Raw genomic sequence first — 16,795 nt, 5'->3', positions numbered from 1 at the left:
GACGAGCCTCGAAGCGATGTTGTAGGGGTGGGGATCGCCTTTACGATTTAACGTTTTTGGTATTTTTGTCAAATTGTGAGGCAGGCCGGGGGCACGAGAGGGATGCGCGGATGGTCGATCGCCTGCGTGTCGCGATGGCGGTCTCTCGGCTCGATTCGCGACGGTTTGCTGCCACTTCCGATGCGATCGGCGAGCCTGGCCCTCGGACAGCCGGCCCGTACCACCGGCGCTCGGGACTCAACCCATGGGCGATCCGGCAGCCCCGACCGCTACCTATTGTAATTTACAATTTTTGTTGATATGTAAAGTTCATGACCGAAACCAAGACCCGATCCGATGCCGACCGGCGTCAGCAGATTGCACAGGCCGCGAGCGAGGTGTTCATCCGCTACGGCCTGGCGCGCACCACCATGAGCGACATCGCCGCCGCCGCCGGCATTTCGCGGCCGACGCTCTATGCGAGCTTCCTGCAGAAGCGGGACGTCTTCGGCGCGGTCATCGATCTCATCGTCTCGCGAAAGCTGGCGCAGCTCGCCGAGGAAATCCCGCGCGAGCCGGACCTGGCGTCAAAGCTCCGGCGTGTCTGCCTGTCCTGGGCGCTGGAAGGGTTCGATCTGGTCCGGGCCAACCCGGACGCCAGGGACATGTTCGACATCAGCTTCGAACCGGTGCGGCGCAGCCATATCGTGTTCGGGCGGATGGTCTCGGAAGTTCTCGCCGACGCGGGCAGGGCGGAGCCGGATCTGACGGGCCAGATGATGGTCGCCGCGATCCGCGGCTTCAAGGAGCTGGCGGACGATCGCGAGATCCTCTGCAACATGATCGTCCGGCTTTGCGATGCCGTCGCCGCCTCGTGAACGACGCAACCCTCGTGAACGACGCATGCGGAGGTGGCGCGTGATCTATGCACTCGTTGCGGCTGTCGTCCTGATGACGTTGCTGGGGGCGGGGTTCACCCGCGCCTATGCCGTGTTCGGCGGCAAGCCGGGTCCGTACGAGACGTCGGAGCAGTACAGCAAGGGCAAGTTCTGGCATCCCGAGGCGGTCTGGACCGATACGATGCGCGGCCTGGTGCGGGAATTCCGCTATACGTCCGACGCGGCGCCGGCGCGGGCGTTCCAGGCGCCGCCGATCGTGCCGGTCGAGGACGCGCCATTCGCGATCACCTGGTTCGGCCATTCCTCGATGCTGCTCGCCCTCGACGGCAAGAAGATCCTGATCGATCCGATCCTCGGCGAGCGCGTGTCGCCGGTCCCCTTCATCGGGCCGAAGCGCTTCTTCGACGTCGGGCCGTCGGCCGATCTCCTGCGCCAGGTCGACCTCGTGCTGATCTCGCACGATCACTACGACCATCTCGACTATCCGGCGATCCTCGCCATGAAGAACATGACGGCGCGGTTCGTCGTTCCCTTGGGTGTCGGCGCGCATTTGCGCCGCTGGGGCATTTCGCCGGAGCGGATCGTCGAGATCGACTGGTGGGAGCCGGCCAAAATCGACGGCATCACGGTGACGGCGACGCCCGCGCGGCATGGTTCGGGCCGTGTCTCGCCCTTCGCCTCGAACACGCTCTGGGCCGGTTTTGCCATCGCCGGCGCGAAGCATCGCGTCTGGTATTCGGGCGATACCGGCTGGCAGAGCCAGTTCGCCGAGATCGGCGAGAGGCTGGGTCCGTTCGACCTGACGCTGATCGACGCCGGCCAGTATGACGAGACCTGGCCGGACTGGCATCTCGGCCCTGAGCTGGCGGTCGACGCCCATCTCGCCGTGCGCGGCAAGGTCATGCTGCCGGTGCATTGGGGCCTGTTCAAGCTGGCGCATCACAGCTGGACGGAGCCGGCGGAGCGGCTGCTGCGGGCTGCCCAATGCCAGTCGGTCAAGGTCATCCTGCCGCCGCCGGGGCAGACGGTCGCCGCGCCCTTCGCCCCGACCGAGCGCTGGTGGCCGGATACGCGCTGGAGCGATGCGTCCAAGGCGCCCATCCACGCGACGCGGAACGGCGATCCGAAGGAACGCATCGCCCCGGCCGCCTGCGCGTAAGCGTCGGGCCGATGGAAGACCCTCACCCCAACCCTCTCCCGCTCGCGGGAGAGGGGGATCGCCTGCGCGGGTCCTCGCGTATCGAGCCTCGATGAGGGGCGCCGGCCAGACCCTCGCCCGCTCGCGGGAGAGGGTAGGGTGAGGGCCTTGCTTCGCCCCTCGCAACGTGGGCGCGCCGCTCGCCCCTGCGACATCAGGGAACGGCGCGGGGCGCGCCCCTGAACTCGACCCACGCCGCCGCCGCCTTATATGTGCAGCTGTCGCCGGCGATCGCCGAAAAGCGCTTGTCGGGCCGACCGTTGCGAAGGTGGCGAGATGATCAAGCGCATGGTGATCATGCTGGTCCTGACCGGCATCGTCCTCGGCGGCGTCTTCGGCTTCCAGCTGTTCAAGGCGTCGATGATCGAGAAGGTGATGGCGTCGCTCGCCAACCCGCCGCAGACGGTCTCGACGACGGTCGCCGCCGCGCAGGACTGGCGCTCCACGCTCGAGGCGGTCGGCAGCGTGCGGGCGGTCAACGGCGCCAATCTCAGCGCCGAGGTGCCCGGCATCGTCGCGGCGCTGCATTTCGAATCCGGCGCCGACGTCAAGGCGGGCGATCCGCTGCTGCAGCTCGAGGCCTCCGAAGACATCGCGCATCTGAACGCGCTGAAGGCGACCGCTGATCTGCAGCGCACCGTCTATGAGCGCGACAACCGCCTGCTCAAGACCCAGGCCATTCCGCAGCAGCAGGTCGATACCGACAAGGCCAATATGCTGAGCGCGCAGTCGCTCGCGGATCAGCAGCAGGCGCTGGTCGACTACAAGTCGGTCAAGGCGCCGTTCGCCGGCCGGCTCGGCGTCCGCCAGGTCGATCTCGGCCAGTATCTCCCCGCCGGAACGCCGATCGTCACGCTGCAGCAGCTCGATCCGATCTATGTCGATTTCTACGTGCCGCAGCAGGCGCTGGCGTCGATCCGCAAGGGGCAGCCCGTCACCGCCAAGGTCGATACTTTTCCCGATCGGATCTTCGACGGCGAAGTCTCGTCGATCAACGCGCAGGTCGATACCGCGACGCGCACGGTGCTGATCCGCGCCTCGGTCGCGAACAAGGATTTCCTGCTGCTGCCCGGCATGTTCGCCACCGTCGACATCGAGACGGCGGCGCCGCAGCGCCACGTGACGCTGCCGCAGACGGCGATTGCCTACAATTCCTACGGCGACATCGCCTATCTGGTCGACGACAAGGGCAAGGACGACAAGGGCCAGCCGCAGATGGTCGCCCGGCAGGCCTTCGTCACGACCGGCCCGACGCGCGGCGATCAGGTCGCCATTCTGGACGGCATCAAGGAGGGCGAAACCGTCGTCACCGCCGGCCAGCTCAAGCTGCGCAACGGCACGCCGGTGCGGATCGACAACACGGTGCAGCCGGCCAACGACGCCAATCCGAAACCCGTCGACAAATGATCAGGCGGGGCGGCGGGGCCGCCCCGGCAAGGTGAGCCATGAACTTCACCGATCTCTTCATCCGCCGTCCGGTGCTGGCGATTGTCGTCAGCCTGATGATCCTGGTGCTGGGGCTCCGCGCCATCGGCTCGCTGCCGGTGCTGCAATATCCGCGCACCGAAAACACCGTCGTCACCGTGACGACCACCTATTACGGCGCCGATCCCGACGTCATCGCCGGCTTCATCGCCACGCCGCTGGAGAACGCCATCGCCCAGGCCAACGGCATCGACTACATGAGCTCGACCAGCCAGACCGGCGTCAACATCATCACCATCTATCTCCGGCTGAACTACGATGCCGACAAGGCGCTGACCGAGATCAACACCAAGGTCGCCTCGGTCATCAACCAGCTGCCCTCGGGCACCCAGCAGCCGGTGCTGTCCGTCAAGGTCGGGCAGACGATCGACGCCATGTATATGGGCTTCGACAGCGACGGGCTGCCGCGCAACAAGATCACCGACTATCTGACCCGCGTCGTGCAGCCGAAGCTGCAGGCGGTGCCCGGCGTGCAGACGGCGGAAATCCTCGGCGGCCAGAACTTCGCGCTGCGCGCCTGGCTCGATCCCGCCAAGCTCGCCGCCTACAATCTGACGGCGACCGACATCGCCGCGGCGCTGCAGCGGAACGACTACATCGCCGGGCTCGGCACGACCAAGGGCCAGATGGTCGAGGTCAATCTGACCGCCTCGACCAGCCTGCACAGCGTCACCGAATTCGGCAATCTGGTGGTCAAATCGGCGAATGGCGCGATCGTCCGGCTGAAGGACGTCGCCAATGTCTCGCTCGGCGCCGACGACTATGAATCGCAGGTCGCCTTCGACGGCAAGCAGGCGGTCTATATCGGCATCCAGGTGGCGCCCGGTGCCAACCTGCTCAACGTCATCGCCGGCGTCCGTGCCGTGTTTCCCGAGATCCACGACCAGCTTCCGGCAGGCTTGCGCGGCGCCATCGTCTACGACTCGACCGATTTCGTGAACAGCTCGATCCGCGAGGTGATCCTGACGCTTTTGGAGGCGCTGGTGATCGTCACGCTGGTGATCTTCGCCTTCCTCGGCTCGCTGCGCTCGGTCCTGATCCCGACCATCGCCATCCCACTGTCGCTGATCGGCGCCTTCGCGGTCATGCTGGCGCTCGGTTTCTCGATCAATCTCCTGACGCTGCTGGCGCTGGTGCTCGCCATCGGCCTCGTGGTCGACGACGCGATCATCGTGGTCGAGAACGTCAACCGGCATCTGGACGAGGGCGTGCCGCCGATCCCCGCCGCGATCACGGCGGCGCGGGAGCTCGGCGGCCCGATCATCGCCATGACGGTGGTGCTCGTCGCCGTCTATGTGCCGATCGGCTTCCAGGGCGGGCTGACCGGCGCGCTGTTCACCGAATTCGCCTTCACGCTGGTCGGCGCGGTGACGATGTCGGCGATCGTCGCGCTGACCCTGTCGCCGATGATGTGCTCGCGCATCCTGCGGGCGCGCGATCCCGAGGGGCGCGGCTGGCAGGACCGCTTCGCCGGCCTGATCGACCGCGTGTTCAACCGCATCCGCGATCGCTACGAGCGCTGGCTGCACGGCAGCTTCCGCTACCTGCCGGTCACCGTGACCTTCGCGCTGATCATCCTCGGCAGCATCTATTTCCTCTATTCGACCGCCAAGAGCGAGCTGGCGCCGCAGGAGGACCAGGGCGTCATCATCTCCTCGGCGACGCCGGCACCCAACGCGACGCTGCAGCAGAAACTGCTCTATTCGGCGCAAGTCCACGGCATCATGGCCGGCTATCCCGAGACCGCGCATGTCTTCCAGATCGATGCGCCGAGCACCTCGATCGCCGGCATGGTGTTCACGCCCTGGGACCAGCGCGTCCGCACCACCAACGAGCTCCAGCCGGCGATCCAGCAGCAGCTGAGCAACATCGCCGGCGTCCGCGCCGCCGCCTTCCAGCTGCCGCCGCTGCCGGGCAGCCAGGGCCTGCCCATCCAGTTCGTGCTGAGCACGACCGACAGCTTCGAGCGGCTGAACGACGTGGCGCAGGGCTTCTTGCAGGCGGCGCTGAAGAGCGGGCTCTTCATCTTCCTCGACACGGATCTGAAGATCGACAGCCCGCAATCCGTGGTCCAGATCGACCGCAACAAGACAGCCCAGCTCGGCCTCAACATGAGCGATGTCGGCGCGGCGCTGGGCGGGATGCTGGGCGGCGGCTACGTCAACTATTTCAGCCTCGACAATCGCTCCTACAAGGTGATCCCGCAGGTCCAGCAGACGAGCCGGCTCAATCCACAGCAGCTGATGAACTACTATGTCGGCGTGGTGAACGGCGTGCCGATCCCGCTATCGACGGTCGCCTCGATCACGACCAAGGTCATCCCGGAATCGATCAACCACTTCCAGCAGCAGAACAGCGCGACGATCCAGGGCGTCGCCACGCCCGGCGTGGCGCAGGCGGACGCTCTGAAATTCCTGCAGGACCTCGCCGCGCGGACCCTGCCGCAGGGCTATTCGGTCGATTATGGCGGCCTGTCGCGGCAATATATCCAGGAATCCTCGGGCTTCCTCGTCACCTTCGGCTTCGCGCTGATCATCATCTACCTGGCGCTGGCGGCGCTGTTCGAGAGCTTCCGCGATCCCGTCATCATCCTGGTGTCGGTGCCGATGTCGATCGCCGGGGCGCTCTTGTTCATCAGCGTCGGCATCGGCGGCGCCAGCCTCAACATCTACACCGAGGTCGGGCTGGTGACGCTGATGGGGCTGATCAGCAAGCACGGCATCCTGATCGTCGAATTCGCCAATGCCGAGCAGCAGGCCGGCAAGTCGAAGCGCGAGGCGATCGAGGCCGCCTGCGGCATCCGCCTGCGGCCGATCCTGATGACAACGGCGGCGATGGTGCTCGGCGTCATTCCGCTGATCACCGCGACCGGGGCAGGGGCCGTGTCGCGCTTCAACATGGGGCTGGTCATCGCCAGCGGCCTGACGATCGGCACCCTGTTCACGCTGTTCGTCGTGCCGGCCGTCTACCTGCTGATCGCGGCCGAGCACCACAAGGCGCCGGCCGAGCCGGACGCGATCGGTAAGCCCGACGACTCCGCCGCCAAGCCCGTCGAAGCCAGTTTTCTTTCTTGAACCTCCCCCTTGCGGGGAGGTCGAAAACGCCCTTCGCGTTTTCGGGAGGGGGTAATTCGCGGAGCTTGCGGCAAAACTGATAAAGAACCCCTCCCCAAGACCGCCTGGAGGCGGTCTTGGCCCTCCCTCAAGGGGAGGGTTCAAGGCGCGGTTCCATTCTTGAAATGCGGGCCAGACACGGAGGCCAAGATCCGATGCCGGCGGCGCGCCTGCCGGCGCGCAAGTTTTTATCCGGGTCATTCCGTAGCGGAAGGATCTCTAGTCCGCTTCGGCGCTCAATCGGCAGGATTGGGGGAATTTGCCAGGATGCGTCAGGTCTCGTTCGGCAGGGTGAAATTTATTTTTTCTTCGAGCCTGTATCCGATCGAGCCGGTTCCTGTTGGCTCGCAATCCTCGTTTCTTGTTTTGACAAGAGGAAAGGCATTCATCCAATTCTGATCTAAGAATTGATTGGGAGGATTGTCGATTCGTGGCAAGAAATTGCCTGGTTTGACACAATTGGATTGAATGCATACGGTTATGTTCATCAACCGATATGAGGTGATATCCAATGATATTCAAATCCGGTGGCATTGCCGCCGCGATCGCCGTTGCGCTTTTTTCCGCGACGAGCCATTCCGCGCTTGCCCAGGACGCCGATACGCCCACCGCCGACGCCGCCACATGCGGCACCAACCGCACCATCGACATTGCCGAGATGACCTGGCCGTCTGCGGCCGCCTTGGCGCATATTCACGCGATCATTCTGGAGAAGGGTTTCGGCTGCAAGGTCGAGATCGTCACCGGCGACACCGTGCCGACATCGTCCTCGATGCTGACGCGCGGCAGCCCGGCGATCGCCCCCGAACTCTGGACCAGCACGATCCTGGAGCCCTGGGCCAAGGGCAAAGCCGACGGCACCGTCGTCGAGCTGGCCGACGCCATCACCGACGGCACGATCGAGGGATGGTTCATTCCCCGCTACGTGCAGAAGGCGCATCCCGATCTCGTCGCCGTCACCGACGTCGTCGCGCATCCGGAGCTGTTCAAAGATCCTGAGGACCCGAGCAAGGGCCGCCTCTATTCGTGCCCGCCCGGCTGGGCCTGCGAGATCTCGACCGGCGCCCTGTTCGAGGCGCTCGACATGAAGAACAAGGGCTGGAATCTGTTCTCGCCCGGCTCCGGCGGCGCGCTCGACGCCTCGATCGCTCGTGCGTTCACCCGCGAGGAGCCGATCCTGTTCTACTACTGGGGCCCGACCGCCGTCCTCGGCAAGTTCGACGCCGTGCAGCTCGATCTGGGGGAGACCAAGCCCGAGGTCTACGCCTGCAACACCAGCCGCGACTGCGCCGACAAGCCGGGTATCACGGCCTATCCGTCGTCGCCGGCCGTCGTCGGCGCCGCGAGCTGGGTCAAGGAAGACGCGCCAAACGTCGCCGCCTATCTCTCGAAGGTCGGCCTCACCAACGCCGAGATCAGCGAGATCCTCGTCTATGGCGACGAGAACAAGGCCGATGCGGCCGCCACCGCGCTGAACTTCCTGAAGACCAAGGAAGACCGCTGGACCAGCTGGGTCCCGGCCGCCGTGGCCGAGAAGGTCAAGGCCAGCCTCAACTGACATCGTTTCCCAAGGCGAGCGGACGGCCGGGCATTCCCGGCCGTTTCCGTTTGGCCGTTTCCTTTGCCTGTTCCCGCGCGCCGGCCATCCGGCCGGACAGGGCGGGCGCCGCCTGAACCCTCGTGAACTCCCCCATCCGAGGCAGGCTGAAGAAAGAGACAAACTTGTTTCCGCAACTGATTGATACGCGGCCCTGGCGCCGCGCGGTCGATGACGGCCTGAATTGGGTCGTCCGCCACTGGGGCGGCACGTTCGAAGCCGCCGCCTATCCGCTCCTGATGCTCTTGAAGGCGATCGAGGACCTCCTGGTCGCGACGCCCTGGTGGCTGATCATCGCTGTCTTGACCGGCATCGCCTGGCTCGCGACGCGGCGCTGGCAGCTGCCTGCCGTCGTGTTCGCGGCGCTGATGTTCCTCGGCATCATGGACCTCTGGAAGGACGCCATGACCACCATGGCGCTGATGATCTCCGCGACGCTGACGGCGATCGTCGTCTCGATCCCCGTCGGCGTCTGGATGGCGCGCTCGGTCCGCATCCGCCATCTGGTCACGCCGATCCTCGACCTGATGCAGACGCTGCCGAGCTTCGTCTACCTGATCCCGACGGTGATGATCTTCGGCCCCGGCAAGATCCCGGCACTGATCGCGACCATCGTCTATGCCGCGCCGCCGCTGGTGCGCCTGACCGATCTCGGCCTCCGCTCCGTCGATCCGGCGGTGATGGAGGCGAGCCGCGCCTTCGGCACCAATCCGCGCCAGCGCCTCTTCGGCGTGCAGATCCCGCTCGCGCTGCCGACCATTCTCGCCGGCGTCAACCAGACGACGATGATGGCGCTCTCCATGGTGGTGATCGCCTCGATGATCGGCGCCGGCGGCCTCGGCTACCAGGTGCTGCAGGGCATCGGCCGCCTCGAGGTCAGCCGCGGCCTGTTCGCCGGCCTCGGCATCGTCGCGCTCGCCATCGTCTTCGACCGCATCACCCAGGCCTTCGGCCGGCAATTGCAGGCCCGCATCGGGCTGCAGGAGGCACGCTAATGGCAGACCAGAATGGAAATGCCGATCTCGCCATCACCATGCGCGGCGTCACCAAGATCTTCGGTCCGGATCCGCAGGGCGCGCTCGCGCTGCTCAAGGCAGGACAATCGAAGGCCGAGGTGCAGGCCGAGACCAACCATGTCGTCGGTCTCGACAATGTCTCACTCGACATCGCGGCCGGGCAGATCTTCGTCGTCATGGGGCTCTCCGGCTCCGGCAAGTCGACGCTGATCCGCCACGTCACCCGGCTGATCGAGCCGACCGCCGGCGAGATCCTCGTGCATGGCGACGACGTGCTGAAGATGAGCCTGGACGCGCTCCGGCGCTATCGCCGCACCAAGGTGGCGATGGTGTTCCAGAAGTTCGGGCTGATGCCGCATCGTTCCGTGATCGACAACGTCGCCTATGGCCTCGAGGTCCGCGGCGTCGCCCGCAAGGCGCGGCTCGACGTGGCGGCGAAATGGATCGAGACGGTCGGGCTTTCGGGCTACGAGAATTCGCAGCCGCGCCAGCTCTCGGGCGGCCAGCAGCAGCGCGTCGGCCTGGCGCGAGCGCTCGCCATGGATGCCGACATCATCCTGATGGATGAGGCGTTCTCGGCGCTCGATCCGCTGATCCGCTCGGGCATGCAGGACGAACTGATCGCGCTGCAGAAATCGCTCAACAAGACGATTTTGTTCATCACGCATGATTTCGACGAGGCGCTGAAGATCGGCGACCGGATCGCCGTGCTGAAGGACGGCGCCGTGCAGCAGGAGGGCAAGCCCGAGGACATCGTGCTGCGCCCCGCCAACGAACACATCGAGGAGTTCGTGCGCGAGGTGAACAAGGCGCGCGCCATCCATGTCCGCTCGATCATGGAGCGCGGCGCGACCGAACCCTGCGAGCAATCGGTGTCGATGGATGCGCGCTGCGAGGACGTGTTGCCGCTCTTCGCCGAGCATCAATGGGTCGGCGTCGTCGACAACGAGGGCAAGCAGATCGGCCGGGTCACCGCCAAGCAGGTGATCAAGGCGCTAGCGCGCCATACGCCGGGCGTCGGGTGAGGGGGACAGGCATCGGAAACGAGGGGGAAGGGGCGCCAAGCCGCTTCTCCCCTTGTCGCCGACACGAAAGACCAGGCCGGCGCCGTTGCGAGGCGAGCTGCGTCGGACACTCGCAAAGGTGATTGCATCCGGTCGCGCGAGTCGGAGCGAATCTTCGCGCGCGTAGAAATCAATACGCCCAAGGGTGCAGGCTCTTGCTCCTTCCGTAGAGGTAGGGCATTCATATTGAATGATTGTAAGTTCAATTATTACAACCAATGATTTTGATGCCTCCGATGGCCGCATCGATACGCGCTATGTTTTCAGGAGCAAAAATCTGAACCAGGCCGAGGCCTCGATCGGCAACTGGATCATCTACTACAGGCCTGACTGGGCGGCTCGCTCGGCTCTCCCGCCCGGCTATTTTGCCATGGCACGGGTTGAGGGCATCGACCCGGAGCCGTTGCGGCCAGGCTACCGTCTCGCGCGAATGGCAGACTATCGCGATTTCGATCGAACGGTGCCTTTCAAGGTAGGTGAGCACTATTACGAGCGTGCGCTCCGCAAGGTGGACGGTTCGAAGAACAGCGGGGCGTTAGGCCAGGGTGTTCGCAATCTCCCCAAACCCGAGTTCGAACGGATCGTCGAAGCCGGATTGGCGGCTGCCTCTGCCGATGCACCGTTGCAGCACCTTAAGCCAGGCCGAACCATCTTCCCGAATCCGAAGCTTCTGCATGCCGCCGAAGAACCTGCAGCCTTCGTGCACGACGTGCCGCCCATCCCCGCGCGACGCATCGAGAAGAGGCTGGTTTCGCGCCCGTTCCGCGACCCGTCATTTCCCGCGGCCGTGATGCCGGCCTACGACTACAGGTGTGCAATGACCGGGAGCCGGGTGATGGATCGCAATGGGCGATGGGAAGCTGAAGCCGCCCATATCTGGCCCGTGGCCCAGGGCGGGCCGGACATCATTGGCAACGGAATAGCGCTATCGCGCTCCGTGCATTGGTACTTTGACGCGGGGCTTCTCTCCATTGCCGACGACTACACCATCCTGATCGCGAGCCGGCTGACGGCCGATGACATGCGGGGCTGGCCGCCCTTGCAAAGAAAACTCAGCGTTCCGCGCGACCGGAGTTCCGGCCGCATCCCTTCTATCTGCGCTTTCATCGCGAGGACATCTTCGAGGGCTGATCCGGCGCGCCTCACCCTGCGGTTCGTTGGGGCATCAACCGGGCCAAGGATCGGGTCTGTCTGGGGAGAGAAGGGGCGCGGGGGCGCCCCTTCTCTCGACGGGCGCCTCAGGCCTTCTGCGGACGGGCGCCGAACGACCACATGATGCCGAAGGGATCGCGTAGCTGACCGTAGCGGTCGCCCCAGAACTGCAGCTCGAGCGGCATGGTGACTTCCATGCCGTTCTCGACGGCGCGCTTCCACCAATCGTCGATGCCGTCATCGAGCTGGAGGTGAAGGGTGAAGCTCTGCGGCGGCTGCAACGGATAGCCGTATTCCTCGTAGGGATCCGACAGCATCACCGAGCCGTCGTTGATGTAGAGATGGATGTGCATGGTGCGCCCCTTGTCGTCGACGGGGTGGCGCATGACTTCGCGGGCGCCGAGCGCGCGCTGGTAGAATTCCGAGGCCTTCACGGCGCCGCCGACGGAAAGATACGGCGTCACGCCGCTCAGCACCTTCGGCATCGGGCCGGCCTGCACGGCCTCTTCGGTCTTGGCATCCGAGTCGGGTTTGGTATCCATGTCGTCTCTCCCATCTGAACCCCGCCCGTCCGGCGGCGGCTGTCGTCACGACGAACGGGAAGGACGGCTTTCGACAGGGAGTGGATTTTTCTGTCGGGAAGGTCGAGGCGGTGGGGTAGGGCGCGGTCTGTTGGCACCGGCGGCCATCGTCATGAGGGGCACCGTCGATCGGCGACCGTGCCCTCCCGGACTCCACTCCCAAAACTCGCCCATCATCCTGAGGTGCCCGGCAAAGCCGGGCCTCGAAGGAGGGTTCAGGGAACGCCCGTGATCGGCGCATTCCATCGGACCTCGCTGCAAACTTCAGTGCCCCGCTGGACCCTCCTTCGAGGCTTCGCTGACGCGAAACACCTCAGGATGATGACGGAGCGAGCTAGTTGGCCTGAGGGACAGCTTGCGCAATCCTGAGGGGCACCGTCGATCGGCGACCTTTCTCTCAGGCTGTATTCTCAAAACTCCACCATCATCCTGAGGTGCCCGGCGAAGCCGGGCCTCGAAGGAGGGTCCAGTGCTCGCTCGTGATAGGGGCATCCATCGGACTTCGTCTGCAAACCGCAGTGCCTGCTGGACCCTCCTTCGAAGCTTCGCTGACGCGAAGCACCTCAGGATGATGGCCGGGCGGGCCGATCGGACTGGAGGGCTCTGAGGCTTGGGCGAGGGGAGGGGGCACGGCCCATCTGGCCGGGCGTCCTCCCCTCGCCCGGTTTTTCACTCCGACCTCGCGCGCCGGGCGAGAGATTTCGCCGGCCGACGAGCGCACCTGCTTGCATCCAAATTTGTTTGCTGCTACTGCCAACAAATAGGCGATGAAGAAATCGCTCCAAGTTCCGGCCCGATGGAGGCGCCGGTTCCAGCTAAAACCATGAGGAAGCGCTGATGAGGAAGCTTGGCATTCATTCGTTCGTGTGGACCGGCGGCACGACGCAGGAAGATCTCGAAGGCGCGATGCAGAAGTCGCACGATCTCGGCTACGGCCTGATCGAATTTCCGCGCCTCGACCCGAAGAAGTTCGACGTTTCCTGGCTGGCGAAGCGGCTGCAGGACTTCGGCCTGAAGGTCGTCGTCACCATGGGCCTGCCGCTCGATTGCGACGTCTCGTCGGAAGATCCGGCCGTGGTGAAGCGCGGCGAGGCGGTGCTGGCCGAGGCGATCTCGATCACCCGCGATCTCGGCGGCTCCAAGCTCGGCGGCATCATCTTCTCCGCCCACACCAAGTATCAGAGCCTGCCGACCCGCAAGGGCTGGGACAACAGCGTCGCGGCACTCGCCCGCGCCGCCGACATCGGCAAGGCCGCCGGCGTCTCGATGAACCTCGAGGTCGTCAACCGCTTCGAGAGCAATCTGCTCAACACCACCGCGCAGGGCCTCGCCTTCATCGAGCAGTCCGGCTCGGACAACATCTTCCTGCACCTCGACACCTTCCACATGAACATCGAGGAAGCGGATCCGGTCCAGGCGCTGCGCACCGCCGGCAAGAAGCTCGGCTATTTCCACATCGGCGAGAGCAATCGCGGCTTCCTCGGGTCCGGCGTGATCAACTTCCCGGCGATCTTCGACGCGCTGCTCGAGATCGACTACCAGGACTGGATCACCTTCGAGAGTTTCTCGACGGAGGTCGTCGACAAGGACCTGTCGATCACCTGCGCGATCTGGCGCAACACCTGGACGGACAATGTCGAGGTGGCGCGGCTGGCCAAGGCCTATATCGAGGCCCGCATCGGCGAGTCCGCCCGCAAGGCGATCACCGCGCGCTCGGTCTGATCGAGGGGGCAGGGGCCAGCTGACCCCGGCTCGCCCTTCTTCCTTGCGCGGGACGCCTTCTTTCTCCTCCCTGGAGGCGTTCCGAACCTTGATGGATGGCGCCTGAAATGGCCGCCATCCATCCTTTGCCGCCGCGTTCTTTCGCGCGACGTCTGCGCAACCTTCCGCAAGGGAATGTTTGCGCAATCCTTCGTCTCCAAGCCGCCGCCGGGGCGGTCGGCCAAAGGCAATGTCGACCCCATCCGGTTGACTCATCCGATGCGTCTCAATATGTTTGGTGTCGCAACGAACAAAAAAGAATTGGAGCGGATCGGGCTCCAGTCAATCGGGAGAAACGTCGTAGTGGCCGAGCCTGCCTCCCTTGGTGAGAGCAAGCCGGAACAGGCGCATCACGTCCTTGTTCCGTCAGCCTCCGCATCGCAGACGACCCTCGACGAGGGCGCCGTCGCCGATGCGGACCTGCTTCTCGCCGCCACCAGCATTTCCAAGGCGTTCGCCGGCGTTCCCGCGCTGGTCGATGGCCGCATCCGGCTGAGGCGCGGCAGCGTGCATGCGCTCTGCGGCGGCAATGGCGCCGGCAAGTCGACCTTCCTCAACATCCTGATGGGCCTGCATCGCGCCGATGCCGGCACCGTCATCGTCAAGGGCAGGGTCGTCCACTACGCCTCGGCCGCCGAGGCGCTCGCCGACGGCATCGCCATCATCACGCAGGAACTGAGCCCGGTCCTCGACATGACCGTGGCCGAGAACATCTATCTCGGCCGCGAGCCGCGCCGGATGGGCTGGTTCGCCGACAAGGCGAAGATGGAAGCGGATGCGACCGCTCTCTTCGCCCGCCTCGGCTTCGACATTGACGCCCGCGTCCCCATGCGCTCGCTTTCCGTCGCGAAGATCCAGCTGGTCGAGATCGCCAAGGCGATCAGCCGCGAGAGCGACATCCTGATCATGGATGAACCGACCTCGGCGATCGGCGAAAAGGAAGCCGCGACCCTGTTCGCCGCGATCCGCTCGCTGCAGGACCAAGGCGTCGGCATCATCTATGTCTCGCACCGCCTGACCGACATCTTTTCCATTGCCGACAGCTACACGGTGTTCCGCGACGGCCGCTTCATCGAGGCAGGCGATCTCGCCGACATCGATCGCCAGCAACTGATCTCGCTGATCGTTGGCCGGGATCTGCGCGACCAGGAAGTCCGCCAGAGCACCAGCACCGGCGAGCCGATGATCGCCGTCTCCGGGTTTACCCGGCACGGCCAATTCGAGGATATCTCGCTGCAGGTCGCCAAGGGCGAGATCCTCGGCCTCTACGGCCTGATGGGCGCCGGGCGCAGCGAGTTCGCCAACGCGCTCTACGGCAATGCGCCGAAGGATGCCGGCTCCGTCGTCATCGAGGGCAAGCCGGTCGAAATCCGCTCGCCGTCCGACGCGCTCGACAACGGCATCGCCATCGTCACCGAGGACCGCAAGGAAACGGGCCTGGTTCTGACCTCCAGCGTGTCGGAAAACGTCGTTCTGGCGGCGCTCGACCAGTTCTCGCGTTTCGGCTTCGTCGACGGCAGGAAGGTCGCGTCGAATGTCGATGCCCAGATCGCCCGCTTCCGCATCCGCACCGCCTCGCGCGACCTGCCGGTGCAGAGCCTTTCAGGCGGCAATCAGCAGAAGGTCGTTCTGGCGCGCTGCGTCGAGACCGACCCGAAGATCCTGATCTGCGACGAGCCGACGCGTGGCATCGACGAGGGCGCCAAGCGCGAGGTCTATGCCTTCCTTTCCGCCTTCGCGGCGGCCGGGAACGCGGTCCTGATGATCTCTTCCGAAATCCCCGAAATTCTCGCCAACGCGGACCGGATCCTGGTGTTCCGGCGCGGGCGGATCGCGGGCGAACTCGAGGGCGCCGCGGCGACCCAAGAGGCGCTCGTGCATCTGGCGAGCTGAGCGACTGAGGCGCCACCATGTCGACCGAACTCACCACCACCGCCGCAACCGGCGCCCGCAGCCAGGCGCTCGGACGCTTCCTGTCGCGCTACGGCATCCTTCTGTCCTTCGTTATCCTGTTCGTGATCCTCTCCTTCGCGCATCCGAACTTCCTGTCGACGGCCAATCTGATGAACGTGCTGCGGCAGGTGTCGATCAACGGCATTCTCGCCATCGGCATGACCTTCGTCATCCTGACCGGCGGCATCGATCTTTCGATCGGCTCGGTGCTGGCGTTGACCGGCGTCGTCGCCGGCAGCCTTGTAACCGGCGCGGATCCCTACAATCCGGCGATCGCCTTCTTCGCCGCCGTCGGCGTCGGCGCGCTGTTCGGCGCCGTCAACGGCACGCTGATCGCCCGCTTCTCGGTGCCGGCCTTCGTCGTCACGCTCGGCATGCTGTCGATGGCGCGCGGCGCGACGCTGCTCTATTCGAACGGGCGACCGATCCCTAACCTGTCGCCGGATTTCCGCTGGCTCGGCCAGGGCTTCATCGCCGGCATCCCGGTTCCGGTGATCATCTTCGCGATCGTCTTCTTCGCCGCGTGGATCACGCTGCGCTACACGGTCTATGGCCGCTGGATCTATGCCGTCGGCGGCAATGTGAAGAGCGCCAAGACGAGCGGCATTCCGACCCGCACGGTGATTTTCTCGGCCTATCTGCTGATGGGCGCGCTCGCCGGTCTCGCCGGCATGATCCTGACCGCCCGCACCACCTCGGCGCTGCCGCAGGCGGGCCTCGGCTACGAGCTCGACGCGATCGCGGCGGTCGTCATCGGCGGCACGTCGCTGACCGGCGGCGTCGGCTCGGTCGTCTACACGCTGATCGGCGCGCTGATCATCGGCGTCATCTCGAACGGTCTCGATCTGATGGGGGTGTCGTCCTACTACCAGCAGATCATCAAGGGCGCGATCATCGTCGTCGCCGTCCTGATCGACCGCTCCAGAAACATGAATCCTTGATGGGATCCGCGCGCAGAGGCGCCCGGGAACGAAGAGCTATGACTGAGGGAGGAAAC

General features: G+C 65.1%; 12 protein-coding genes. 11 read left to right on the top strand and 1 reads right to left on the bottom strand.

Annotation, left to right across the window (positions count from 1 at the left end):
- Positions 1–311 precede the first annotated feature (311 nt).
- From K32_RS11300 to K32_RS11265, 8 genes are all read left to right on the top strand, one after another.
- Positions 312–857 carry a TetR/AcrR family transcriptional regulator gene (locus tag K32_RS11300; RefSeq protein ID WP_201404094.1) on the top strand — a complete coding sequence of 182 codons (546 nt, stop codon included), beginning with the start codon at positions 312–314 and terminating at the stop codon, positions 855–857.
- A 40-nt stretch (positions 858–897) separates the two neighbouring features.
- Positions 898–2,037, top strand: a complete 1,140-nt coding sequence (locus tag K32_RS11295) for an MBL fold metallo-hydrolase (protein WP_201404093.1) — start codon at positions 898–900, stop codon at positions 2,035–2,037.
- A gap of 315 nt (positions 2,038–2,352) precedes the next feature.
- The gene (locus tag K32_RS11290; protein ID WP_201404092.1) at positions 2,353–3,483 is read left to right on the top strand and encodes an efflux RND transporter periplasmic adaptor subunit; all 1,131 of its coding nucleotides are present in this window, start codon (positions 2,353–2,355) and stop codon (positions 3,481–3,483) included.
- Between the two features lie 38 nt (positions 3,484–3,521).
- Positions 3,522–6,635, top strand: coding sequence for an efflux RND transporter permease subunit (locus tag K32_RS11285; RefSeq protein WP_201404091.1), 3,114 nt, complete (start codon positions 3,522–3,524; stop codon positions 6,633–6,635).
- A 550-nt stretch (positions 6,636–7,185) separates the two neighbouring features.
- Positions 7,186–8,232 (top strand): glycine betaine ABC transporter substrate-binding protein, encoded by a 1,047-nt coding sequence (locus tag K32_RS11280; RefSeq protein WP_201404090.1) that lies wholly within the window; start codon positions 7,186–7,188, stop codon positions 8,230–8,232.
- 164 nt (positions 8,233–8,396) lie between these two features.
- Positions 8,397–9,266: a proline/glycine betaine ABC transporter permease gene (locus K32_RS11275; protein ID WP_201404089.1), complete on the top strand. Its 870-nt coding sequence runs from the start codon at positions 8,397–8,399 to the stop codon at positions 9,264–9,266.
- On the top strand, positions 9,266–10,312 hold the full coding sequence (locus tag K32_RS11270) for a glycine betaine/L-proline ABC transporter ATP-binding protein (protein WP_201404088.1): 1,047 nt from the start codon (positions 9,266–9,268) through the stop codon (positions 10,310–10,312). Before K32_RS11275 ends, K32_RS11270 begins: the two co-directional genes overlap by 1 nt.
- Positions 10,313–10,541: 229 nt before the next feature.
- Positions 10,542–11,627 carry an HNH endonuclease gene (locus K32_RS11265; protein WP_201404087.1) on the top strand — a complete coding sequence of 362 codons (1,086 nt, stop codon included), beginning with the start codon at positions 10,542–10,544 and terminating at the stop codon, positions 11,625–11,627.
- On the opposite strand, the gene K32_RS11260 is transcribed toward K32_RS11265, so the two are convergent.
- Positions 11,590–12,045 carry a glyoxalase/bleomycin resistance/extradiol dioxygenase family protein gene (locus K32_RS11260; protein ID WP_244669941.1) on the bottom strand — a complete coding sequence of 152 codons (456 nt, stop codon included), beginning with the start codon at positions 12,043–12,045 and terminating at the stop codon, positions 11,590–11,592. The genes K32_RS11265 and K32_RS11260 overlap by 38 nt on opposite strands.
- Positions 12,046–12,921: 876 nt before the next feature.
- On the opposite strand from K32_RS11260, the gene K32_RS11255 reads away from it, so the two are divergent.
- From K32_RS11255 to K32_RS11245, 3 genes are all read left to right on the top strand, one after another.
- The gene (locus K32_RS11255) at positions 12,922–13,806 is read left to right on the top strand and encodes a sugar phosphate isomerase/epimerase (protein WP_201404086.1); all 885 of its coding nucleotides are present in this window, start codon (positions 12,922–12,924) and stop codon (positions 13,804–13,806) included.
- Positions 13,807–14,265: 459 nt separating this feature from the next.
- On the top strand, positions 14,266–15,738 hold the full coding sequence (locus tag K32_RS11250) for a sugar ABC transporter ATP-binding protein (protein WP_244669986.1): 1,473 nt from the start codon (positions 14,266–14,268) through the stop codon (positions 15,736–15,738).
- 17 nt (positions 15,739–15,755) lie between these two features.
- The gene (locus tag K32_RS11245) at positions 15,756–16,739 is read left to right on the top strand and encodes an ABC transporter permease (RefSeq protein ID WP_201404085.1); all 984 of its coding nucleotides are present in this window, start codon (positions 15,756–15,758) and stop codon (positions 16,737–16,739) included.
- The last annotated feature ends 56 nt before the right edge of the window (positions 16,740–16,795 follow it).

The sequence above is a fragment of the Kaistia sp. 32K genome (assembly GCF_016629525.1).
GTDB lineage: Bacteria > Pseudomonadota > Alphaproteobacteria > Rhizobiales > Kaistiaceae > Kaistia.
This window is presented reverse-complemented; position numbering and strand designations above follow the sequence as displayed.